The sequence below is a fragment of the Staphylococcus sp. GDX8P54P genome, from assembly GCF_017893165.1.
GTDB classification, from domain to species: Bacteria; Bacillota; Bacilli; order Staphylococcales; family Staphylococcaceae; genus Staphylococcus; species Staphylococcus borealis.
Map to the genome: position 1 here is coordinate 69,651 of NZ_JAESMM010000005.1, position 24,898 is coordinate 94,548.

24 protein-coding genes and 1 riboswitch are annotated in these 24,898 nt (G+C 33.6%); of the genes, 16 read left to right on the plus strand and 8 right to left on the minus strand.

Going from position 1 to position 24,898, the window contains the following annotated elements; all coding sequences use genetic code 11:
- The first annotated feature begins 151 nt into the window (after positions 1-151).
- Both KA909_RS01415 and KA909_RS01420 read left to right on the plus strand, forming a co-directional pair.
- Positions 152-1,783: an ABC transporter ATP-binding protein/permease gene (locus KA909_RS01415; protein ID WP_193839655.1), complete on the plus strand. Its 1,632-nt coding sequence runs from the start codon at positions 152-154 to the stop codon at positions 1,781-1,783.
- Complete coding sequence (locus KA909_RS01420; RefSeq protein ID WP_193839654.1) at positions 1,780-3,441, plus strand: amino acid ABC transporter ATP-binding/permease protein; 1,662 nt, start codon at positions 1,780-1,782, stop codon at positions 3,439-3,441. The genes KA909_RS01415 and KA909_RS01420 overlap by 4 nt, the downstream gene beginning before the upstream one ends.
- Before the next feature lie 130 nt (positions 3,442-3,571).
- Here the strand turns inward: KA909_RS01420 and mgrA are convergent, their stop codons facing one another.
- Positions 3,572-4,009: a global transcriptional regulator MgrA gene (mgrA, locus tag KA909_RS01425; RefSeq protein WP_053029987.1), complete on the minus strand. Its 438-nt coding sequence runs from the start codon at positions 4,007-4,009 to the stop codon at positions 3,572-3,574.
- A gap of 223 nt (positions 4,010-4,232) precedes the next feature.
- On the opposite strand from mgrA, the gene KA909_RS01430 reads away from it, so the two are divergent.
- The 4 genes from KA909_RS01430 (at position 4,233) to KA909_RS01445 (ending at position 8,747) form a co-directional block, all read left to right on the plus strand.
- Positions 4,233-5,162 (plus strand): CobW family GTP-binding protein, encoded by a 930-nt coding sequence (locus tag KA909_RS01430; RefSeq protein WP_075108271.1) that lies wholly within the window; start codon positions 4,233-4,235, stop codon positions 5,160-5,162.
- 75 nt (positions 5,163-5,237) lie between these two features.
- The gene (locus tag KA909_RS01435) at positions 5,238-5,534 is read left to right on the plus strand and encodes a hypothetical protein (RefSeq protein WP_053029985.1); all 297 of its coding nucleotides are present in this window, start codon (positions 5,238-5,240) and stop codon (positions 5,532-5,534) included.
- Positions 5,535-5,709: 175 nt separating this feature from the next.
- Positions 5,710-7,275, plus strand: a complete 1,566-nt coding sequence (locus KA909_RS01440; protein ID WP_228480582.1) for an SLC13 family permease — start codon at positions 5,710-5,712, stop codon at positions 7,273-7,275.
- Positions 7,276-7,373: 98 nt separating this feature from the next.
- Positions 7,374-8,747, plus strand: a complete 1,374-nt coding sequence (locus KA909_RS01445; protein ID WP_193839652.1) for a cryptochrome/photolyase family protein — start codon at positions 7,374-7,376, stop codon at positions 8,745-8,747.
- A gap of 273 nt (positions 8,748-9,020) precedes the next feature.
- Here the strand turns inward: KA909_RS01445 and KA909_RS01450 are convergent, their stop codons facing one another.
- From KA909_RS01450 to KA909_RS01460, 3 genes are all read right to left on the minus strand, one after another.
- The gene (locus KA909_RS01450; protein WP_070854468.1) at positions 9,021-9,299 is read right to left on the minus strand and encodes a hypothetical protein; all 279 of its coding nucleotides are present in this window, start codon (positions 9,297-9,299) and stop codon (positions 9,021-9,023) included.
- Complete coding sequence (locus KA909_RS01455; RefSeq protein ID WP_053029981.1) at positions 9,296-9,913, minus strand: DUF1361 domain-containing protein; 618 nt, start codon at positions 9,911-9,913, stop codon at positions 9,296-9,298. The genes KA909_RS01450 and KA909_RS01455 overlap by 4 nt, the downstream gene beginning before the upstream one ends.
- A 203-nt stretch (positions 9,914-10,116) precedes the next feature.
- Positions 10,117-10,536, minus strand: a complete 420-nt coding sequence (locus KA909_RS01460; RefSeq protein WP_193839651.1) for a PPC domain-containing DNA-binding protein — start codon at positions 10,534-10,536, stop codon at positions 10,117-10,119.
- A 233-nt stretch (positions 10,537-10,769) separates the two neighbouring features.
- Here KA909_RS01460 and norA point away from each other — a divergent pair, with 233 nt between their 5' ends.
- From norA to KA909_RS01505, 9 genes are all read left to right on the plus strand, one after another.
- Entirely contained in the window at positions 10,770-11,942 is a 1,173-nt protein-coding gene (norA, locus tag KA909_RS01465) for a multidrug efflux MFS transporter NorA (RefSeq protein WP_193839650.1), read from the plus strand.
- Between the two features lie 254 nt (positions 11,943-12,196).
- Positions 12,197-12,682, plus strand: coding sequence for a hypothetical protein (locus tag KA909_RS01470; protein WP_193839649.1), 486 nt, complete (start codon positions 12,197-12,199; stop codon positions 12,680-12,682).
- Between the two features lie 94 nt (positions 12,683-12,776).
- A complete protein-coding gene (ybaK, locus tag KA909_RS01475) occupies positions 12,777-13,256 on the plus strand; it encodes a Cys-tRNA(Pro) deacylase (protein WP_053029977.1) in 480 nt (159 codons plus the stop codon).
- Positions 13,257-13,409: 153 nt separating this feature from the next.
- Positions 13,410-14,165 (plus strand): DeoR/GlpR family DNA-binding transcription regulator, encoded by a 756-nt coding sequence (locus tag KA909_RS01480; protein WP_075108263.1) that lies wholly within the window; start codon positions 13,410-13,412, stop codon positions 14,163-14,165.
- Between the two features lie 2 nt (positions 14,166-14,167).
- Positions 14,168-15,088: a 1-phosphofructokinase gene (pfkB, locus tag KA909_RS01485; RefSeq protein WP_210129888.1), complete on the plus strand. Its 921-nt coding sequence runs from the start codon at positions 14,168-14,170 to the stop codon at positions 15,086-15,088.
- Between the two features lie 5 nt (positions 15,089-15,093).
- On the plus strand, positions 15,094-17,064 hold the full coding sequence (locus tag KA909_RS01490) for a PTS fructose transporter subunit IIABC (RefSeq protein WP_193839648.1): 1,971 nt from the start codon (positions 15,094-15,096) through the stop codon (positions 17,062-17,064).
- A 703-nt stretch (positions 17,065-17,767) separates the two neighbouring features.
- The gene (locus tag KA909_RS01495; RefSeq protein ID WP_053029973.1) at positions 17,768-19,144 is read left to right on the plus strand and encodes a hemolysin family protein; all 1,377 of its coding nucleotides are present in this window, start codon (positions 17,768-17,770) and stop codon (positions 19,142-19,144) included.
- Between the two features lie 256 nt (positions 19,145-19,400).
- Positions 19,401-20,240, plus strand: coding sequence for an aldo/keto reductase (locus KA909_RS01500; RefSeq protein ID WP_075108260.1), 840 nt, complete (start codon positions 19,401-19,403; stop codon positions 20,238-20,240).
- Between the two features lie 160 nt (positions 20,241-20,400).
- Positions 20,401-21,390, plus strand: coding sequence for a glycosyltransferase family 2 protein (locus KA909_RS01505; protein ID WP_075108259.1), 990 nt, complete (start codon positions 20,401-20,403; stop codon positions 21,388-21,390).
- A gap of 44 nt (positions 21,391-21,434) precedes the next feature.
- Here KA909_RS01505 and KA909_RS01510 read toward each other — a convergent pair whose 3' ends face one another.
- The 4 genes from KA909_RS01510 to queC form a co-directional block, all read right to left on the minus strand.
- On the minus strand, positions 21,435-22,046 hold the full coding sequence (locus KA909_RS01510; protein WP_075108258.1) for a hypothetical protein: 612 nt from the start codon (positions 22,044-22,046) through the stop codon (positions 21,435-21,437).
- A 104-nt stretch (positions 22,047-22,150) separates the two neighbouring features.
- Positions 22,151-22,867 (minus strand): 7-carboxy-7-deazaguanine synthase QueE, encoded by a 717-nt coding sequence (gene queE, locus KA909_RS01515; RefSeq protein ID WP_053029969.1) that lies wholly within the window; start codon positions 22,865-22,867, stop codon positions 22,151-22,153.
- Positions 22,867-23,286: a 6-carboxytetrahydropterin synthase QueD gene (gene queD, locus KA909_RS01520; protein ID WP_053029968.1), complete on the minus strand. Its 420-nt coding sequence runs from the start codon at positions 23,284-23,286 to the stop codon at positions 22,867-22,869. The genes queE and queD overlap by 1 nt, the downstream gene beginning before the upstream one ends.
- A gap of 1 nt (position 23,287) precedes the next feature.
- Positions 23,288-23,959: a 7-cyano-7-deazaguanine synthase QueC gene (queC, locus tag KA909_RS01525; protein WP_053029967.1), complete on the minus strand. Its 672-nt coding sequence runs from the start codon at positions 23,957-23,959 to the stop codon at positions 23,288-23,290.
- Between the two features lie 160 nt (positions 23,960-24,119).
- Positions 24,120-24,166, minus strand: a riboswitch (PreQ1 riboswitch).
- A 153-nt stretch (positions 24,167-24,319) separates the two neighbouring features.
- Between queC and KA909_RS01530 the strand changes: the two genes are divergently transcribed.
- Positions 24,320-24,895 carry an anthranilate synthase component II gene (locus KA909_RS01530; protein ID WP_075108257.1) on the plus strand — a complete coding sequence of 192 codons (576 nt, stop codon included), beginning with the start codon at positions 24,320-24,322 and terminating at the stop codon, positions 24,893-24,895.
- The last annotated feature ends 3 nt before the right edge of the window (positions 24,896-24,898 follow it).

Genomic DNA, 24,898 nt, shown 5'->3' on the forward strand with positions numbered 1-24,898 from the left:
TTTAAGAGGCGCATATATCTTAAATAATTCGAATATAAAGCAAAAATACATAATCTAATAACATGTTCATTATATTGTCACTGTTTTTCAAAAGGTATTAAATGCTAAACCAATAAGAACCTTTTATAATAGGAAATTAGGTGAAGATAAAGTGAAAAAATTAATGAATTTAGTCTTTAAATATAAAATATTTCCATTGTTAATGGGAATTGTAAGCACATGCCTAGCAATAACTGTCGTTATTCAAAATATAAGTATTGCGACTTTTTTAGATCAAGTCTTATATAATCATACATCGTCTATTTTTTCATTGTTAATTATCATTTTAATCGTCTTAATTCTAAGAGCAACATTGAATATGATTAACTTGCGATTAGGTGATACGTTAGCTAGTAAGGTGAAACATCAATTACGCAAAGAAGTTGTTTTAAAAGACACCGTCGTTGCCACGGGAACGCAAATTAATATTTTAACCGAGACTATAGACGGCCTGTCTCCATTTTTTAAAAACTATTTACCACAAGTCTTTAAGTCAATGATGATTCCTTTAATAATTATCATAGCAATGTGTTTCATCCATTTAAATACCGCATTAATTATGATTGTTACAGCACCATTCATTCCACTTTTTTACATTATTTTTGGTCTTAAAACGCGTGATGAATCTAAAAATCAAATGACGTATTTAAATCAGTTTAGTCAGCGTTTTCTCAATGTGTCTAAGGGGCTTATTACACTTAAGCTTTTTAGACAGACCGAACACACGAAAGCACATGTATATGAAGATAGTACGCGATTTCGTGATTTAACGATGCGCATATTAAAAAGCGCGTTTTTATCGAGTTTAATGCTCGAGTTCATTAGTATGTTAGGTATTGGATTGGTTGCTTTGGAAGCTGCGCTAAGTCTTGTGGTTTTTCATAGCATTGATTTTAAGACGGCGGCAATTGCCATCATATTAGCACCTGAGTTTTATAATGCGATTAAAGATTTAGGACAAGCCTTCCATACAGGTAAGCAAAGTGAGGGGGCGAGTGATGTCGTTTTTGACTTTTTAGATTCTGATAGTGCAACGCTTGTAAATCAAGAGAAGGTCAAAGTACAGCAGAAACCTCAAATTTGTATGACTCATGTAACGTATCACTATCCGAATCAATCATCTTATGCGATTCAAGATATGTCTTTAACAATCAATAGTGGGGAGACTATCGCTATTGTAGGACCAAGTGGTGCAGGTAAATCAACTTTGGCAAAGCTACTTACTCAAACGATTCGACCAACATCTGGCCAAGTAACGTTTAACTACAATGTTCATCAAATTGGAATGTTGAGTCAAACGCCATATATTTTTTCGGCATCTATTAAAGATAATATCGCCATGTTTAAAGAAGTTGATGATGATCAAATCCTTCATGTATTAGAAATGGTTGGCTTAAAAGAGAAAGTATTGTCACTAAAAAAGGGGATTTATAGTCAAATTGGTGAAGGTGGCGAAATGTTATCAGGTGGTCAAATGCGTCGTATCGAGTTATCTAGAGTGTTACTAATGCATCCTGATGTAGTTGTGTTTGACGAACCGACGACTGGCTTAGATTTAGAAACGGAGACGATCATTCAACGTGTCATCGCTCAACATTTTAATGGTGTAACGATGATTATGATTGCACATCGTGATTCAACGATTCGCCAAGCAACACGACGATTATTTATTGAAGCGGGTCACTTAGTTGAAGATGACCAGACGATTTCTGTAAGACTAGATAAAGGTGGTGACCTCATATGAAACCACATATTCGATTTCGGCCGGATAAGGATTTAATATTAGTCATCTTGACGGGGGTTATAGGGAGCATCGTTGCCTTAGCAATGTTCTTCTTAAGCGGCTATATGGTAACCCAAAGTGCATTAGGAGCACCTTTATACGCATTAATGGTGTTGGTTGTATCAGTTAAGATGTTTGGGTTTATACGTGCTATTGCCCGATATGGAGAACGTTTGCTCTCGCATAGAACAACATTTACAATGTTGCGAGATGTTCGAGTTCAATTTTTAGAGCAATTAATTCCAAGAGTACCTAATTTGTATCGTAAGTATTCATCTGCTGATTTACTAACAAAAATGATAAGCAAAGTAGAAGCTTTGCAAAACATTTACTTACGAGTCTACTATCCACCGGTTGTCATTGGTTTCACAGCAATTATTGCAGCTGTCACATTAATTTATTTTAGTGCGGTTCATGCGATTGTTATCGTAATAAGTATGTTATGTTCACTATGGTTGGTACCGTGGTTAAGTGCTAAGCGGGTAGGCCATTTAAAGGAACAAGTTGCACAGCAACAACAAACTACGATTACGCAATTTTATGATTACAAGGAAGGGTATGCTGAGTTAGCTCGTTTTAACAACGTAGAAGACTATCGTAATCATTTGATGCACGCATTAGAAACATATGACAACATGCAATCGAAAGAATCACGATTTTTAACATTATATGATTATATGCTCAATTTAATCGCTATGCTCGCTATATTTGCGACTTTAGCCTTGGGCATTTTACAAGTTAAAGAAGGACAATTAAATGTGGTGTACTTAACGAGTATTGTATTGATGATGTTAACTTTATTTGAACAAACAGTGCCGATGAGCAACTTTGCATACTATAAAGCGGATACAGATGAAGCATTACATAGTTTGAATGATGTGTTGTCGTATCCAGTGGACGAATCGAAGCAAACATTAGAAGTGATGCAGCACCGTGTTTATGATATTAGAGAAATGTCATTTAGTTACGAACATCAAGAAATGCCTACATTATCCAATATAAACTTAACTGTAGATAACGGCGAGAAAATAGCAATTGTTGGACCATCAGGTTCTGGGAAAAGCACGTTACTACAAATCATGAGTGGCTTGTATGATATTGATAGTGGACAAGTAGCTCTTTATGGACAAAACGTTTCACATCTAAATGAAGACAGTCGCTTTGAACAACTTAATGTACTACTACAATCTCAACAATTATTTGATGGTACACTGCGTTCTAACATGTTCACGAATCATAATGATAGTGTTATTCAAAATGTTTTAACAAGATTGAATTTAGGCCATCTTAATTTGGAAAGACCCATTACTTTAGATGGAAATACATTATCGGGTGGAGAGATGCAACGTATTGCGCTAGCACGTCTATTTCTAAAAGATGCCAATGTATGGTTGTTAGATGAACCAACGACGGCATTGGATGAAGTTAACACTAAGCAAGTGATGCAAATGGTTGAGGAACAAGCTGAAACAGTGATTGTTGCAACACACGATTTGAAATTATTGCCACACTTTGACAAGATTGTCGTTCTCATTGATGGTCAAGTGAAAGAACAAGGACGTTATGATGAATTAAGTCAAGGTGATCACTATTTGAGTCGTTTATTAAAAATGAACTAGCGCACATATGCTATAAACGAAAAACCTGAGATATCTACGATAGATAACTCAGGCTTTTCGTTATTGATAAATATATTATAATTTGATTCGAAACGAATAACTTTAATTGGCTTAGTATTAGCATGTCATTTTATTTTGACTCGGTAAAAGCGTCGATGACTTTACCTAATAGACGATTAAGTTCGTGTACTTCATCTTTACTTAAAGAAGAAGCAGTTGCAACTTTCTTAGATGCATCGCTTAATTCAGGTTTGATTTTTTCACTCTTCTCAGTAAGATGAATGAATACTTCACGTTGATCAACTTCCGAACGTTCACGTTTGATGAGATCAACATGTTCCATTCTTTTTAATAAAGGTGATACGGTACCAGTATCTAAAGCTAGTTCTGTAACTACCTTTTTAACATTTACAGGAGATTCATCCCATAAAATACTTAGCACTAAAAATTGTGGGTAAGTAAGATTGTACTTTTTAAAGACTTTATTTGAATAGTAGCGATTAACTTGTCTTTGAGCATTGTACAAACTAAAGCAGAGTTGCTCTTTCAAATTATGTTGTTCAGACATTAAAGTTCTCCTCCAGACATTCTATCCGTCTCTCTATGTTTCGGATTAAATTTCGTCTATGTTGTATAAAATATAACTTGCAACACACTTCGTCTCAATGCCATGCTAAAATTAAAGTATGTTTAAATTCTAGAAGATATTTCTATTTTAATCAAGTGTAATCTAAAATAAATACATATATTATCATATTCGAATTAATTTTAAAAAGAAAAGAGATTTTAAAATGATAAATAATAAAAATGAAAAAATATCAATTACAATTGTAAATGGCTTTTTAGGAAGTGGTAAAACTACATTTCTAAAACATTATATAGAGCAATTATTAAAAAAAGATGAGAAAATAACAATTATTATGAATGAATTTGGCAGTTTCGACGTTGATAGTTTATTACTTGGAGATGACGTATCCATTCGTTCATTAATTAATGGCTGTGTGTGTTGTGATTTAAATAGTGACTTAGTAAATCAGATGAAGCAGTTAATTGAACTTCAAGAAACCAGTCATATCATAATCGAAGCCACAGGTTTAGCACATCCGCTTGAGATTTATACGGCTTGCCAAGATCCGATGCTTGTAAATAACGTTCATAAACCTACAATCATTGGTATTGTAGATGCACAAAGATTTATAAAGAAAGATGTATATAGTCCGTCAACTGCTCAATTATTAGAAGAACAATTAAGTTATAGTGACACAATAATATTGAATAAAGTTGATTTAGTAGATGAAGAAGCCATCCATAACATTAAAGAAAATCTAAAACAAATCAATCCGAATGCGCCTGTTATTGTTACCACTTACAGTCAATTTCAATATGATCAAATTCATGTTAATGCGATTCAGCACCATGAAAAACAACATAAGCATGCCCATCATCATGGTATACAATCAATGCAATATACATTTACAACTGCTATAGATCGCCAATTGTTTTATCAATTTATTATGCGTCTACCAGATAGTGTGCTTCGACTAAAAGGCTTTGTGACGTTTAGAGATTTGCCAGAGGTCACTTATGAATTTCAATATGCTATGGGATTACCTGATTATGGCATTATCGACAAAGAGGTGCCGTTGACAATTGTCATCATCGGGGAGGCATTAGATACGAATCGATTACGTAATCAACTTGATATGATTCAATTTACTTAAATAGGTTATTGTCACAGTTATGACATAGGCGTTTGCTTTTTAATCATTTATAATTGAAAATAGGGGGGTTTGACCATGAATAACGAAGATAAACGTGCGAAGCAAATTCGCTTTGAATTTAGATGGATTACGATTCCATATACAATTTTTGCTATTATCGTACTGCTGTTTAATATATTTTATACCAATATTAAAGTGACAATGGTTTTATTTGGACTCTTTTTCGCTTATAATTTAGGGATTTTATTTATCGCATTCATTAATCGTTTTAAACGAACGCTGATTTTATCCTTAATCTTAACCATTCTAAGCGCAGCTACATTCTTTACATTATTATATGTTTTTGGACTAAATCGTGAAATTTTTGGTTAGATAAATACATGTTAAATGATATGAACTTTGTGATAAGCAATTAAATGTTTATCGCAAAGTTTTTTTGTTTCTAATTGTCTGAAAAGTGACTATTTTGTGTATTTTATCACATAATCGTCTTTGATAAAGCGCTTTCTTGATATACTGACATTGACGAATTGAGGGAGGGGTAATGATGAAGAAAGCACAATCAATACAGGACAATGATAATCTTTTAAAGCATGACAAAGAAAAGAAACGTAAAAGTGGTTGTAAGCCAATTTGGATTATAATCAGTTTTGCTGTTTTATTCAGCATCTTAGTATTACCAACACCAGAAGGTTTACCGATTATGGCTAAAGGCGCACTAGCAATCTTAGCGTTTGCGGTCATTATGTGGGTGACAGAAGCTGTAACATATCCAGTATCAGCAACGATGATTCTAGGTTTAATTATTTTAATTTGTGGATTTAGTCCAGTTCAACAGTTGTCAGAGAAGTTAGGCAATCCAAAAGAAGGAGATAAAATCTTGTCTGGCGCAGATTGGCTAGGTACTGGGAATGCATTGACGCATGCCTTTAGTGGCTTCTCAACATCTGCGGTTGCATTAGTTGCGGCAGCATTATTTTTAGCTGCGGCTATGCAAGAAACACAATTACACAAACGTTTAGCTTTACTCGTGTTATCTATTGTTGGCAATAAAACAAGAAACATTGTGATTGGTGCTATTTTGGTTTCAATATTACTCGCTTTCTTTGTTCCTTCAGCTACTGCTAGAGCAGGTGCCGTTGTACCAATCTTATTAGGGATGATTGCTGCATTCAAAGTTTCAAAAGAAAGTAAACTGGCCTCCCTTTTAATTATTACTGCAGTTCAAGCTGTTTCCATTTGGAATATAGGCATAAAAACTGCAGCTGCACAAAATATCGTAGCGACAAATTTTATTAACCAGAACTTAGGACATGACGTATCATGGGGCGAATGGTTCTTATATGCGGCGCCATGGTCTATACTTATGTCCATTGCATTATTCTTTGTCATGATGAAAGTAATGCCACCTGAACATAAAGAAATCGAAGGGGGTAAAGCATTAATAAAAGCAGAATTAGATCAATTAGGACCTGTTTCTAATAGAGAGTGGCGACTTATTATTATTTCTGTATTGTTACTCTTTTTCTGGTCTACTGAGAAGGTCTTACATCCCATAGACTCTGCGTCCATTACTTTAATTGCTTTAGGTATTATGTTGACGCCTAAGATTGGTGTGATTACATGGAAAGGTGTAGAGAAAACAATACCTTGGGGAACCATTATTGTCTTCGGTGTAGGAATTTCATTAGGTAATGTTTTATTAAAAACAGGTGCTGCACAATGGCTGAGTGATAAAACATTTGGGCTTATGGGATTACAACATATGCCATTAATCGCTACGATTGCACTAATAACGTTATTCAATATCTTAATTCATCTTGGGTTTGCGAGTGCAACCAGTCTATCATCTGCACTTATTCCGGTCTTTATATCACTAACAGCAACATTACATTTAGGTGATCAATCAATTGGGTTTGTGTTAATTCAACAATTTGTAATTAGCTTTGGGTTCTTATTACCTGTGAGTGCACCACAAAATATGCTTGCCTATGGAACAGGGACATTTACAGTCAAAGACTTCTTGAAGACTGGGGTACCGCTAACGATTATTGCGTATATCTTGGTACTAATTTTTAGTTTGACTTATTGGAAATGGTTAGGACTTGTTTAAGTGTGACACGCTCTTTGAAATTATCATTCTATGAAGCGGATTTTAAATTGTTAGAAAAAGGGTAAAGTTAATGAACCTTTAATAACAGGAGTGAAATAATGACTATTGGTGTAATACTTAATCGCGTTTTTAGAATTCATAATAATCCATTATTTGAATATATAAATCAAAATAAAGAAGATATTGAGAAATGTTATCTTATTATTCCACAGGAAATATTTGATGAAGATGGTACAGAAATGAAAGCAAATTACTATTATGGTGTCTTGCAATCATTTCTTGAAGCACTTCATCAGTATGATATCGAACCGTTTTTATTAGACTATCGTGAATTAGGAGATTTTTGTTCTGATAAGGGCATCGACGAAGTTGTCATTGCTGGAGATATTATGAGCTATCATCATGAAAGTTATGACATTCGTCATTTGAAAAAGGCTTTCAACAAATACAATATTACGGTTACTACCGTTCGTGCAAATCACTATTTCAAACCAAGCACAACGATGAATAAACAAGGTGAACCTTACAAAGTCTTTACGAGTTTTTACAAGGCACATCGCTCTAAACTAAGACAACATGAATCATATCATTACGAATTAGGTGATTTGTCACACTTATGTGTCAAATCGCAGCAAACACTAAAACAAGATTATTCAAATAAGGGTCTTTCAGAATCACAGGCTATAAAAAATTGGAATAACTACATTGAGCAAGACATACAAAATTATGAAACCAATCGTGAATATTTACCTGAAGTCTTAACAAGCCAACTCAGCATTGTGTTAGCTTATGGCTTAATAGATATTAAGCAAATTGTTACACAATTGTTAGAGGCTTATGAAGAGGATGAACATAATATTGAACAATTTATCAGAGAGCTTATGTTTAGAGAATTTTATTATGTATTAATGACACTTTATCCACATACTGCGCATGAGGCGTTCAATGAGAAGTATCGTGATATTCAATGGTCATATAATAAAAATAATTTTAAACGCTGGTGTGAAGGACAAACAGGGTTTCCAATTGTTGATGCAGCTATGTCTGAGTTAAATCAAACTGGATTTATGCATAATAGAATGAGAATGGTCGTTTCTCAGTTCCTAACGAAAGATTTATTTATAGATTGGACGTGGGGTGAAGATTATTTCAGAAGACGATTAATTGATTTCGACTCTGCGTCCAATGTACATGGATGGCAGTGGTCTGCATCAACTGGAACAGATGCTGCGCCATATTTCAGAATGTTTAATCCAAGTCGCCAAAGTGAACGATTTGATAAGGACGCATTATATATTAAGACATATATACCACAGTTAAATGATGTTACTGCTAAATATTTACACGAACCTTTCAAACATGAAGAAGCATTGGAACAAGAAGAAATTAAATTGGGACAAGACTATCCCAAGCCTTTAGTGGATCATAAAGAAGCGAGAGCACATGTGATGTCAGTATTTAAGCAATTTTAAAATAATTGAAGTGGGCCTGGGATAAAACAAATTATTTCAGCCTACTTTATTATTTTGGCAGTGGCTGACTAATTTGAAATGATGCTTAAATCAAGCTACTTTCAAATCTAGTCATCTTTGCCGAAGGGCCCCTAATATAGAATTTTCCTTCGAAATATTCTATATTAGGGGCCCTTTACAACATGATTTATATTTCATTTCTAGATTGTCGTAGCATTTGAAAAATAGGCCTATTTTCATATTTCCTTAGTCTTAATGTTCTAGGATTTGAGTTTATTTTAAAGCGAATAAGCAAATATAAACCGCCACATATTCTAAGAAAGTGATGATATACATGTATTTTAATCTTAATTTGATATCAAGTGGCACTTCCCAATTAGGATAGTGACGTTCATAATAAAAGATTTGAATAAGATACAAACCAATCCCTAATGGTAATAGCATGAGAAGAATGCTATGTGTCATGCTGAAACCATTTTTATGAAAGAAATGACCAATAATGAGTTGTAACAATATAATAATGAGAAAAAGAATAAACATATGTCCAATCATTTAGCAACCCTCACTCCTTTCACAAAGATAATGATAACGGTTTGTAATAGAACCATTAGTAAAATAAAGGTAATGGTCTGTGTATTTAAAGACGTGATCACTTGATGAATGATTGTGAATGGTTCAGTAATTAAATGAACAGTATGGAATCGTAAAAAGCGTCCCATATAGATTCCTAAACCATTTAAAAACATAAGAACAATAATTAAAGTCCGATTAAGCCATACTTTTGTAGTAAAATGCATAATATTTATAAAAATAAGAATCATACAATACATTGCTAAGAAAACACCTAGTAATATGTAGGTGAAATATAGCCATTCCATAATATTTAATCGAACATAAAAATCAAATGTGAATTGATTTAAATGAATTAAATCTGTCAGCATATAAAATGTATTAGGTACTAGTAATATAAAAATCAAACCAAATACGATAAAGAGTGGCCACTCATAATTTTTTCTTGGTTTGAATAAGCGTAATAGTAAGCATAATTCAAATGGAATATATGCTAAAAATAGATTTAAGCTCATAAAGTTAAAAACACGTGTTTCAAATAATGAGAATGTGAAAAGGATTATAAAATAGAGTCTGGCAATATAACGCGAAGTCATGTTATACACTACTTTCTTTAAAACTAAATGTTCATTTTTGTTAGTCAATGATTAATAATAAAGGTTACTTAAATGGTAATCAAATAATAAAGCATTTATCTTATCTAAATAGGTAGCATGAATCATTGTAAAAAATGAAGGAAGATATAAATAACCCATAGATGCGTAACTAAATAGGCTATCTATGGGTTATTATCGTTGTATTAAGGTCTTAATAAGTTTAATCCGGTTTCTTCATCATGTGTGCGATTAATATCTAAGTTTGTCATCTGGATTACGATTTCTGCAGTAGCTGACACCACAGCTTGAGTTAGATGACCACTTAACGTTTGGAAATCACGTGTGCCAAAGGTACCGTGTAAATGGGCAAATGGTTTATCATCTATGTGAGAAATATTGCCAAGTAAACTTGTTAATTCTAAAGATTCTTTAATTTCACGTGCTTCGTATTTTTGACTATCTAAATTATAAAAATTGAGTGTTACATTATCACAGGCACCGATACCACTGACTGATCCAAATTTCATTTCTTGTTCCACAGCAAATTGTGTAACAGCTTCTACAATATCTTCGCCTTTATCTAGTACTAAAAGAAACGTTTGATCATCTTTTTTATATTTCATCATTGTCACCTCAATTTGATTAGTTACATCTATTATACTAGCCAGTAAGTTTAATTGCTTAGAATTTAAATTTTACTATTGTAATATAGAAGTTAAATAGTATACAATGTCCTAATATTATGTAATTTTCAACTATGTCATTGTACATTGCTCGTTTAGATTGAATCAAAAGCAAGATTAAATTTAAATGAGACGATTGAATTTACCAATTATTTATGAAATGAGGTGTCATCATGAAAAAACAATTATTTACATTGTACTTCAATATTTTCTTAATCTTTGTAGGTATCGGGCTGGTTATACCTGTACTTCCTGTATACTTAAAGGATTTAGGCCTAAAAGGTAGTGACTTAGGTATATTGGTAGCAGTGTTTGCCTTGTCTCAAATGATTATTTCACCATTTGGCGGTACGATGGCCGACAAACTTGGTAAAAAATTAATTATCTGCATTGGTTTAGTTTTATTTGCTATATCTGAATTTCTATTTGCGATTGGTCATCATTTTCCTGTGCTCATTGCTTCTCGTATATTAGGTGGTTTTAGTGCTGGAATGGTTATGCCTGGTGTAACAGGTATGATTGCAGATATCTCACCAGCAAAAGACAAAGCAAAGAATTTCGGTTATATGTCAGCCATTATTAATTCAGGCTTTATTTTAGGTCCAGGAATTGGAGGATTTTTAGCAGAATTCTCACATCGTGCGCCATTTTACTTTGCGGGTGCATTGGGTGTAGTAGCCTTTATCATGTCTTTATTATTAATTCATAATCCGCGCAAAGAAACAACAGATGGTTTCACAACAATTGAGCCGGAAGTATTTACTAAAATTAACTGGAAAGTATTTATTACACCAATTATTTTGACGCTGGTATTAGCTTTTGGACTATCAGCATTTGAAACTTTATTCTCTTTATATACAGCTGAAAAAGCTAACTATACGCCAAGAGATATATCCATCGCAATTGTTGGAGGCGGTGTGGCCGGAGCACTATTCCAAGTCTTCTTCTTTGATAAATTTATGAAATATATGACTGAATTAACCTTTATTATTTGGTCATTACTATATTCAGCGATTGTGCTTGGCTTGTTGATAGTGTCACATAGCTACTGGACAATCATGTTTATTAGTTTCATTGTTTTCATTGGTTTCGATCTAATCCGTCCTGCACTTACCAATTATTACTCAAATATTGCAGGCAATCGTCAAGGTTTTGCTGGTGGTTTAAACTCCACATTTACAAGTATGGGGAACTTTGTTGGTCCGTTAGTGGCAGGTGCCCTGTTTGATGTTAACGTAGAGTTCCCATTGTATATGGCTATTGTAGTCATGTTGTTTGGTATAGTGATTATTTTTGTTGAAAAAGCACTGCAAGCAACAAGACGTCGAAAACGTGCTGCGAAATAATTAATAGTCGTAAAAAATGATAATATGAATATTAAATCTAATAAGCAATGACATTATTCGTTTTTAAATGATTAAATGATGATGTCATTGCTTATTTTTACATTTAGGTTGTTAAATTGTAACAATATAGCGTCGTTTATTAATAGAAGTATTACAAAGATTACAGTTATTTTAAATTGCAGTCTACATAATTATTTTTACTCAATTTATATGTTAAGATAAATAAAAATTTAGAGAGAAATGTGGATAAGGAGATGAATTTAAAAAACATACTTTTAGGTATGGTAGCTGTTATTCTATCAATTTGTTTAGCGTTTTTATTATTCATAGCTACGAATCAAAATGCCTTAGCAAAAGTACATCAAACGATTTCTACATTTTCAAAGATGAATAATGTTTCTGCAGCAGAGAAAATGTTAAATATAACGACAAGCCACACTGCTAAAGCATCAGAAAAAGACGTCAATGAACGTAAAATAGAAGCGCATTATAATAAATTAGATTCAACTACGCGAGATAACGACAAGCGCAACAAACATGAATATTCTTCAGAAGAATGTAGAATCATTGCTCAAAATTATACAAATCACCAATACGGCAAAGTTGTTAATTTAGAGCGTAGCGGTGAAACCAACCAAGATATTACGTATCAATTGAATACACATCATTCATCGCCAAATAGTAATATTGCAGTAAATAAAACGGGTAAAATAGAAACATCATCAAATAACGCACAATGATAGCGCCTTTTCTAATAGTAGAGAAGAGCGCTATTTTTATTTTTTATAGCAAGGTAGTAATATAATAGGTAAAGACGAATAGAGGTGAATGTGAATGAAACACAAGAAAACAAATGCAATGCGTATGTTAGACAGAGCCAAAATAGATTATGAAGTTAAAACATTTGAAGTTGAAGAAGGTCATATGGATGGTGAACGCGTTGCAGAACTCGTCGGTGAAAATGTCCAAGATGTTTTTAAAACGCTTGTATTAGAAAACGCTGCGCACGAGCATTTTGTGTTTGTAGTTCCAGTAAGTGGTTCATTAGATATGAAAGTAGCGGCACATGTTGTTAATGAAAAGAAATTACAACTTATGCCATTAGATCATTTAAAACAAGTGACTGGTTATATACGTGGTGGGTGTTCTCCGATAGGTATGAAACATTTATTCCCAACGACGATTGATCAATCTGCATCGTTACGAGACAAAATTATAGTGAGTGGTGGACAACGAGGTGTTCAAATTGTATTGCAACTAGAAGATTTAGTGTCAATGACAAATGCTCAATTAGAAGACATCGTTCAAAAATAGCAATATAGTGACAGATATTACCAATGGGATGACAAATTGTGTAATATCTGTTAATTTTTAAATTGAAATGAATGTTTTTGATTGTTTTTGACGATTTTTGATTGAAAATTGTAAGCGTACACATTATAATGTGAGGTGAAGCGGGGTGGTTATATGATTTCTGAAAAAAGACATGACTTAATACTTCAGGAATTAAGAAAAAAAGATTTTCTTACACTCCAAGAATTAATAGAGCGAACAGGTTGCAGCGCTTCAACTGTTAGAAGAGATTTATCGAAATTGCAACAACAAGGTCGACTTCAAAGAGTTCATGGAGGAGCAACATTAAATAGTAATAGAAACAATGAGCCGATTCTATCGGATAAAATGTCTCGAAATCTAAAAGAAAAAAGAGTCATTGGTCAAATTGCAGCCAAACACATTCAAGACAATGACTGCATTTTTATGGATGCTGGTTCATCAACAATTGAAATGATTCCATTTATAAAAGCGCGAAATATCGTAGTGGTTACAAATGGATTAACCCATGTTGAAAAGTTGCTTAAACAAGGCATTAAAACATTAATGATAGGTGGACAAGTTAAAGAAACAACACTTGCAACTGTAGGTGCCAGTGCACTTGATACATTAAGTCGTTATTGCTTTGATAAAGCATTTCTTGGAATGAATGGTTTAGATTTAAAACACGGTCTAACAACCCCAGATGAAAAAGAGGCATTAATTAAAGAAAAGGCTATGAAACAAGCAAATCAATCATATGTTTTACTTGATCATTCAAAAATAGGTGCTGTTTATTTTGCGCACGTTCCAATTAGTGATAACCATGTTGAAATGATCATAGCTAAACAAACAGTAGCACATTTAAATTTTAGTAAATATAAAGAGAAATATGCATTCATTGGAGGTTAATCATGATTTATACAGTTACGTTCAATCCATCGATAGATTACATTATGTTTACTGATGGCTTTGAATTAAAAGGATTAAACAGAGCGACATCTACTTATAAATTTGCAGGTGGGAAAGGCATTAATGTTTCACGTGTATTAAAAACTTTAGGTGTTTCATCTACTGCATTAGGATTTGCTGGTGGTTTTCCTGGAGCATTTATTGCACAAACACTCGAAAAAAGCCATATTAAAACGGACTTTATTAAAGTAGATGAAGATACGCGTATTAATGTCAAATTGAAGTCTGGAGATGAAACAGAAATTAATGCACCTGGGCCATCAATCACAGATGATCAATTTCAAGCATTATTAAATCAAATTAAACTGACAACGAACGAAGATACCGTGATTGTTGCTGGCAGTGTGCCAAAGAGTATTCCGAGTGATGCTTATGCGCAGATTGCTGAAATCACGCAGCAAACGGGAGCAAAATTAGTGGTCGATGCTGAAAAAGATTTAGTGAATACAGTATTAAAATATAAGCCATTATTTATTAAACCTAATAAAGATGAATTAGAAGAAATGTTTGATATGACTGTAGAAAGTGACCAAGATGTTGTTAAATATGGTCGTGAAATCTTAAAAGAAGGCGCACAATCAGTCATTATATCTTTAGGTGGAGATGGTGCGATTTATATTGATAACGAACGTAGTATTAAAGCTCAGAACCCTAAAGGTACGGTGATCAATACAGTGGGTTCAGGCGATAGTACTGTTGCAGGAATGGTCGCTGGTCTTGAATCAGGATTGACACTTGAGGAATCATTTAGACAAGCAGTCGCTTCAGGAACAGCTACAGCATTTACAGAGGACTTGGCAACAAAAGAAGGTATTGAAAAAATAAAATCACAAGTTACAGTGACGTTACTTGATGGGGAGTGAAATAAATGAGAATAACAGAATTACTAACTAAAGAAACCATAGCAATGGACTTGGCAGCAAATGATAAAAATGGCGTTATCGAAGAATTAGTAAATCAATTAGATAAAGCTGGGAAATTAAGTGATATTGCACAATTTAAGGAGGCCATTCACAATCGTGAATCTCAAAGTACTACTGGTATAGGTGAAGGTATCGCCATTCCACATGCTAAAGTGGCAGCGGTTAAATCTCCAGCTATTGCGTTTGGTAAATCTAAAGCGGGCGTTGATTATCAAAGTTTAGATGGTCAACCAGCACATTTATTCTTTATGATTGCTGCACCAGAAGGTGGTGCGCAAACACATTTAGATGCCCTTGCAAAATTATCAGGCATTTTAATGGATGATAAAGTGAGAGAAAGTTTATTGCACGCTAATTCGCACGAAGAAGTCTTACAAATTATCGATAATGCGGATGACGAGGCTACAAAAGAAGAAGAACAAGAAGCGCAAGAACAAGCGGCTTCATCAGGAACTGTAGCAGGTAGCGGTAATGAGGCAGATTCAAATGAACCATACGTATTAGCAGTAACGGCATGTCCTACAGGTATTGCGCATACGTACATGGCTCGTGATGCATTGAAAAAGCAAGCCGATAAAATGGGCATTAAAATGAAAGTTGAAACAAATGGCTCAGGCGGTATTAAAAACCATATCACACAACAAGATATAGACCGCGCAACAGGTATTATTGTTGCAGCAGACGTGCATGTTGAAACAGATCGTTTCGATGGTAAAAACGTTGTAGAAGTACCCGTAGCTGATGGTATTAAACGACCAGAGGAACTCATTAATACAGCGTTAGATACAAGCCGTAAACCATTTGTTGCACGCGGTGGAAGTTCAAAATCAAAAGATAGTGAAAGTAATGAAAAACAAAGCTTTGGTAAAGCATTCTACAAACACTTAATGAATGGTGTATCTAATATGTTACCGCTTGTTATTGCTGGTGGTATCTTAATGGCAATCGTATTCTTATTCGGTGCGAACTCATTTGATCCAAAAAGTGCTGAACATAACGCCTTTGCTGAACAATTATGGAATATTGGTAATAAAAGTGCCTTTGCTTTAATTATTCCAATTTTATCTGGTTTCATTGCACGTAGTATTGCTGATAAACCAGGATTTGCAGCCGGTTTAGTAGGTGGTATGTTAGCTATTTCTGGTGGTTCTGGGTTCATTGGCGGTATCATTGCAGGTTTCTTAGCAGGTTACTTAACTCAAGGTATTAAATATATTACGCGTGGTTTACCACAAGCAGTTGAAGGTTTAAAACCAACGTTAATTTATCCATTATTAAGTGTAACAATCACAGGATTATTAATGATATATGCATTCAACCCGCCAGCAGCGTGGTTAAATAACTTATTGCTTAACGGTTTAAATAACTTATCAGGTTCTAACATTGTATTACTTGGATTAGTTATTGGTGCTATGATGGCCATCGATATGGGTGGACCATTTAACAAAGCAGCCTATGTATTCGCGACAGCCGCATTAACAGAAGGTAATGCAGCACCAATTACAGCAGCAATGGTTGGTGGTATGATTCCACCATTAGCAATTGCTACAGCGATGGTATTCTTTAAACGTAAATTCACTAAAGAACAACGCGGTTCTATCGTGCCAAACTATGTAATGGGCTTATCATTTATCACTGAAGGTGCCATTCCATTTGCAGCAGCTGACCCATTACGTGTGATTCCATCAATGATGGTTGGTTCAGGTGTAGGTGGTGCAATTGCATTAGCACTTGGTTCAAGTATCAATGCACCACATGGTGGTATTATCGTAATTGCGGCAACAGACTTTAGTCATATTTTACAAACATTAATTGCATTGATTGTTGGTACACTTGTTTCAGCAATTATGTATGGTTTATTAAAACCAAAAGTTACTGAAAATGAAATTGAAGCATCAAAAGCTATGGATGAATAGATGCGATAAGAGTTTATGATATAAATAATATAACGATGCTATTTTGCATATTTGCAGTAGCTAACAGAACCGAGAAGGTGTAAGCTTTCTCGGTTCTAGTCATTTTTGTGGGCCTGCTTAGCAAGGAGAATTCAATCAAGAAATGCTATAAGCAAAGCAAGCTGGGGGATAACGGATTTAAAAAGAATGCTGTTCTGCTTCCTTTTAAACGGTTAGTCAAGTACTTATAATTAAAATTAGTATGATTTAACTAAATCGTTAGTTTATTGAATGATGAATGTTAAAACATACAAAAATGGGTAAACATATGAGAATATAGAATAAGAAGGCAAGAGAATGAGTAATAAAGTCTTAAGCTTTAAATATGGAAGTTTAATGACCGGCAAAAGTACTTCGATTAGGGTACCGTTTTTGTATGATGGTTCATTGTACGTTGGTTTCTGTCACTTTACGCTTACCTTTCTTGACTATTACGCAATATTAGTTTTAAATGATAAGTTGTAACTTTTTAATCAAAAGGGTTACAATCAACTATTTGTAATTGATATATGATAAAATAAAAGTAATACATTTTTTCGGGGGTGTCGCAATGGGAAGGTCTTAACATGTGCATATATTGTTAATAAGCAAAACACAATAAATCCGTGTTACCCATATGGGACACATAATATTTGGAGGTGAATCCCTAGAAATAGGGAATTAATTGGAAACAGTGACCATAATAAATTTAGTAATATTCTTTCTATTAATCGCATTAACAACAGTATTCGTAGGATCGGAGTTTGCATTAGTTAAAGTGCGTTCAACGCGCATTGAACAACTCGCTGAAGAGGGTAATCGTGGTGCTAAAATTGTCAAAAAGATGATTGCAAACCTTGACTATTATTTATCAGCCTGCCAATTAGGTATTACAGTTACTTCTTTAGGATTAGGTTGGTTAGGAGAACCGACATTTGAGAAATTGTTGCATCCTATTTTTAATTTATTACAATTACCTGATGCATTAACTACAACGATTTCATTTGTGATTTCATTCATAGTCGTAACTTATTTACACGTTGTATTAGGTGAATTAGCACCGAAATCGATTGCGATTCAGCATACCGAGAAGTTAGCGTTAACATACGCAAGACCATTGTATTACTTTGGTAATATAATGAAACCTTTAATCTGGTTAATGAATGGTTCAGCACGTGTAATTATTAGAATGTTAGGCGTTGATCCTGATGCTCAAACAGATGCTATGTCTGAAGAAGAAATTAAGATCATTATTAACAACAGTTATAATGGTGGCGAAATCAACCAAACAGAATTAAACTATATGCAAAATATCTTTCAATTTGATGAAAGACATGCAAAAGATATCATGGTACCACGTACTCAAATGGTGACTTTAAATGAACCATTTAATGTTGATGAATTATTAGAGACGATTAAAGAACATCAATTTACGCGTTACCCAATTACTGAAGACGGAGATAAAGACCATATCAAAGGTTTCATCAATGTTAAAGAATTTTTAACAGAATACGCTTCTGGTAAACCGATTAAAATTAACAATTATATCCATGAACTGCCAATGATTTCAGAAACAACACGCATTAGTGATGCATTAGTTAGAATGCAACGTGAACACGTACATATCAGTTTAATTATTGATGAATACGGTGGTACAGCTGGTATTTTAACAATGGAAGATATTCTTGAAGAAATCGTAGGTGAAATTCGAGATGAATTTGACGATGATGAGGTGAATGACATTGTTAAATTAGGCGATGACACTTACCAAATTAATGGACGCGTTCTATTGGATGACTTAAATGAACAATTCGACATTGAGTTTGAAGATTCAGAAGACATTGATACTATAGGTGGTTGGCTTCAAGCCCATAACACTAACCTACAAGTTGAAGATCATATCGATACGCAATACGATCGTTGGATAGTATCTGAAATGGATAACCATCAATTAGTTTGGGTTGTACTTAAATATGAATTCATCGATAATCGACCAACATTCGGTGGAGATGAAGATGAAAATGAAGACAAAAAAGATAAAAAAGACGAAACACATGACTAATTTAAAATGATTAAGAAAGTAGCATTTGAGACATAAATACTATGATAATGCTACTTGGCAAATTCGCAGTAGTTGACTGAACTGAGAAGGCGCTTAAATCAAGTTGGGAGTGGGACGACGAATTAAAAAATTCTGTCCCGCTCCCTTCTTCTGTATATTTAAATTACATACGATTTATTTGTCTATCCTATTGCAATTGAGTTATCCTAAATGATGATAATGTAAAACATTAATAGAAAAGTCAGGAGAAGATAGAATGGTGAATGACACACAAATTTTAAATAATGGTTATCCAATGCCAAAAATCGGCTTAGGTGTTTATAAAGTCTCAGATGAAGAAATGGAAACAGCGATTCAGTCTGCAATAGACGATGGTTATCGTGCATTTGATACAGCATATTTTTATAAGAATGAAGAGGCACTTGGTAAAGCATTAAAAAATAGTGGTGTACCTCGTGAAGACTTATTTATTACAACAAAATTATGGAATGATCACCAAGGGTATGACCGTACACTTGAGTATTTTAATCGCTCATTAGACAATTTAGGTTTAGACTATATCGATTTATATTTAATTCACTGGCCTTGTGAGAACGATCAACTTTATATTGAAACGTATAAAGCACTAGAAAAATTATATGAAGAAGGTAAAGTGAAAGCGATAGGTGTATGTAATTTTAAAGTGCATCATTTAGAAACATTGATGCGTGAAACAACTATTGTTCCGCAAGTCAATCAAATTGAAGTTCATCCTTACTTTAATCAACAAGATGTTCAAGATTACTGTGATAAACATGATATAGTCGTGACAGCATGGATGCCATTAATGAGAAACAGAGGTTTACTAGAAGACCCAACAATTACTAAATTAGCAAAACAATACGATAAGACACCAGCACAAATCGTATTGCGTTGGCATATTGCGCATAATCGTATTGTTATTCCAAAATCTAAAACACCATCACGTATTCGAGAAAATCATAATATATTTGACTTTAACTTAGAACTTACAGAAATCGCAGAAATTGATAGTTTAAATCGTAACGCGCGCCAAGGTAAAGACCCTGATGATGTTAGCATAGGCGATTTGAAATAGCATTGTCTCTTTAACTCAATTGGATAGATAAAATATAGAATAATTGTATTGTTTTCATTTAATTTTTATTAATTATTTGTTAATTGCATAGTTTTTAGTAGAATAGTTGTCAATTTTATTGATAAAATAGTAATAAGAATGATGAAAAGGATGTAATTTAATGAAAATCAGAGTCATTGTGCCTTGTTTTAACGAAGGTGAAGTCGTAACAAAAACGTACGACAAATTGACTGAAATTTTGATGGAAGATAGTTTGGACAAAGGGTATGATTATGACCTATTGTTTGTCGATGATGGTAGTAAAGATAATACTATCGACCATGTCCAACATTTAGCAAGCGAAGATCAACATGTTAAATATATTTCTTTCAGCCGAAATTTCGGTAAAGAATCAGCAATGATAGCTGGTTTTCAACATAGTGTACAATGTGATGCTGTAGTGATGGTAGATGGGGATTTACAACATCCACCTGAATTTATTCCACAAATGATAGAGGGATTCAAAGAGGGCTATGACCAGGTTATCGCTAAGCGTGATAGAACTGGAGAAAATATCGCTCGGAAATCAATGACAAAGCTATACTATAAATTGATTAACAGTTTTGTCGAGGATATTGAATTTATAGATGGTGTCGGAGATTTTAGATTATTAAGTCAACGTGCAGTTAAATCAATCGCTTCACTTAAAGAATATAATCGTTTTTCAAAAGGTTTATTTGAATGGATAGGATATAATACTAAAATCTTTACATATCAAAATGTTGAACGTGAAGCCGGTCATTCTAAATGGACATTCACGAAATTACTAAACTATGGCATTGACGGGCTCATTTCATTTAATAATAAACCTTTACGTGCGATGATTTACCTTGGAATGACTATATTCAGTTTAAGTATTGTCTATATCCTATATTTGTTGATAGGTATCATGGTAAATGGTATTAATAATCCAGGTTATTTTACAACGATAGCAGCAGTCCTACTCATTGGCGGCATTCAATTAATGTCTATAGGTGTGGTAGGAGAATATATTGGTCGTATTTATTATGAGGTTAAGCAAAGACCTAAATACATTGTGCAAGCATCAAATTTAAAAGAACCTTCCTACGATCTCAAATTAGTTGAGCAGGAAAATGAAAAAGTACATTAAATAAAATAAACGCTTGAAGTTTCATTAATAAGAACTTCAAGCGTTTATTTGTGTGTTAAATGTTGTTTTAATTTAGCGTGTTTCAACTGCCAAGCAAGATAAACACTAAATAGTACATATATAATTAAGAAAACATACCAAAAAGGTGTCAAAATCGTTAATAATACAATAGACATAATAATAAGCATGTAGCCAATCATAATTGGAAACTTAAGTTTGTTTATGAATTTAAATATGCCAAGTTCACCTTTAGGAAAGGTACCTAAAAATATTGCACTTGCGCCTATTAAAAATATGGTTGGTGCTAAATATGGAACGGACATGTAAATTGATTGATCACTTGAACCATAAGTGATAAATAATGAACAACTTACAATGATCGAAAATATTAAAGCAATCGATTTATATTCGGAAATCATAAAAGTATAGTGTTGATGATTTAAATAATATTGCAGTCCCATCCAACCTATAAAAAAGGCAATTGAACTTATTGTTATAAAATTAAATTTGTCAATGACAATAGCATTAATTAAAGCGTTAATCGCTATAGCTATTAATACGGAGCTGAATTTGAGTTGTTTGAATTGGTGCTTATATAAGTCAAAGCCGAGTATGCCAAGCACAACGGCGATATTAATCAATACATATATAATCATGTTGTACTCCTATCTCACATAGTTCATTAGAACATTATACCAATTAAAACAAACTTAATCATTTCAAAACACTTAGAAAATATTTTTCATTTATAATGAATTGATTAAACGCCTTTTTTGTTGCTCCATAAGAGTGTGTGTAGCTGTGGTAAAACATAGACACGATTCATATCATCACTCGTCATAACCTTATCAACTAATGTTTCATATCGATTTAAAAGTTTATCGGTATGATTGTCTACATCATCATCTAAGTATGGATTACCAACTTGTAAATAAAAAGGAATATTTGGGTAGCGATGATGTATCATTTTAGCGAAATCATAATCTGCATCATCAAAAATAACGACCTTTAAATTAAGGGTTGAAGCAATACATTGTTCAATGACGCTATCTAATATGTCAATGTTAGGAGTCATATTAGAACTTGGTGGTTTAGGACTAATAGTTAAGTCGTTAATTTGTCTCATCCACGGTTGGAATTTGCTTCCTTGTGTTTCTAATGCGGTATAAATCTGTTTCTCTTCAAATAGATCAACTAATTCTTGTATCCCTTTAATGAGTGCCGGATTACCGCCAGAAATCGTAACATGATCGAAACAATCACCGCCAATCGCTTTTAGCTGATGATAAATTTCTTCAGCAGACATTAATTGAATATCTTCCTTGGCACTGCCATCCCAGGTGAAAGCAGAGTCACACCAACTACAACGATAATCACAACCTGCAGTTCTAACAAACATTGTTTTACGACCGATAACACGTCCTTCACCTTGAATCGTAGGTCCGAAAATTTCAAGTACTGGAATTTTAGCTGTCATTATTTAAACTCCTTTGGACGATATACTACATAACTTGTTGGTGTTTCACGTAAGTAGACTTGTACACATTGCGGGTGATTATCGTAGCTTTGGAGGTGTGTTTGTACCATTTTATATATCGTTTGCGCCACAACCTCCGTTGAAGGACTTTTATCTTTAAATTGAGGTAAGTCATTTAATAGATAGTGGTCAAATTGATCATGGATTAATTTTTTTAATTCACTGAAATTAATTAAGAAACCATTGTGGTCCAAATGATCCCCAGCAATTGTTAAATTGACAAAATAAGTATGTCCGTGTGTTCTCATACATTTACCAGCATCTTCGCTTGGAATGTAGTGCGCCGCTGAAAAGTTGAAATCTTTATTAAGTTCAAAACTATAAGGATGATTAACAGTTGGATAAAGTTGTTGCATCATTTTAATTCGCTCCTTTAGTTTCTAAATAGTGTTGTAGGCCACGTTGGCGTAAATGACATGCAGGGCATTCGCCACAACCATCTCCAATAATACCGTTGTAGCATGTCAGTGTATTGTATCGAATATAATCTAGCACACCTAATTTGTCGCTAAGTTCCCAAGTTTGTGATTTATCTAACCACATTAAGGGCGTATGGATAACGAAATCTTTATCCATAGATAAACTAAGTGTTACATTCATAGATTTAATAAAGCTATCACGGCAATCTGGATAACCAGAAAAGTCTGTTTCACACACCCCTGTAATGATATGTTTAGCATTGCGTTGATATGCTAATGCGCCAGCAAATGATAAGAATAATAAATTACGTGCTGGTACAAAGGTATTTGGAATCCCATCTTCGCCCGTTTCAATGTCCATATCATGTTGTGTTAGGGCATTTGGAGTTAATTGCGATAATAATGACATGTCTAATATATGATGTTTTAAGTTTTGTTCTTTAGCGATACGTGTCGCAACTTCAATTTCTGTATCATGGCGTTGACCGTAATTAAATGTTACAAGTTCAACCTCTTTAAAATGCTTTTTAGCGTAAAATAAGCACGTCGTACTGTCTTGCCCTCCGCTAAATACTACAATTGCTTTATCCTTATTTAAATCTTTGTTTGTCATGAATATTCTCCTTTTTGAAAAGATTAGAATGATACTTTATGCCGTCTCTAACCTAGCCATGAGAACATAAAAAAAGTCTATCTCTATAAAAAAGATAGACTTAGAAACATTGTAATCAGTTATATAAAAGAAGCTTAACTTTCAAACTAAATATTTCGTAAATTGTCTAGTTTTTTATAGAGGGTTTCAGCTAGGAACCTCTTTTGAGTTTTTGTACGCTAGTTAGCGTAATACATTCATTTCTTAAAATCAAGTTATAATTTAGTACAATATAAAGGTAAACCCTTACATTTTCAAAAGTTTAATATTTATAATAAGGTAAGAGATGAAATTATTTAACATAGAGTTGGAGCGACATGCATGATTATAGTTATAGATAATAAAGATTCATTTACATATAATTTGATAGATTATTTTAAGACAGAGACAGCGCATGAGATCGTTGTATACGAAGTGGATCAAGTATCCGTTGAGCAAATAAGGGCATCTAATGTAGAGGCTATTGTTATCTCGCCAGGACCGGGTAAACCTAGTGATTATCCTATTTTAACGGAAATTATGAATCAGTTTGAGGGGGAAGTGCCTATATTAGGCGTTTGTTTAGGCTTTCAATTCTTGTACGAATATTATGGGGGCGCAATTGTACATGGTGCAAAGCCGGTCCATGGTCATACAACGCCATTAACGCATAATGAAACAGGATTATTTAAAGGGCTTCCTCAAGCATTCAAAGTAATGCGCTATCATTCACTCATTGCGGATCAAACACATATTCCTGCGTCTTTAAATATTTCCGCCCATAATAATGAGGGGATTTTAATGGCGTTTGAACATAAACGTTATCCTATATTTGGCGTTCAGTATCACCCTGAATCGATTTTAAGTGAATACGGACATGAGCAAATACGATTATTTTTGGAAAAGGTGGGCGCGTAAACT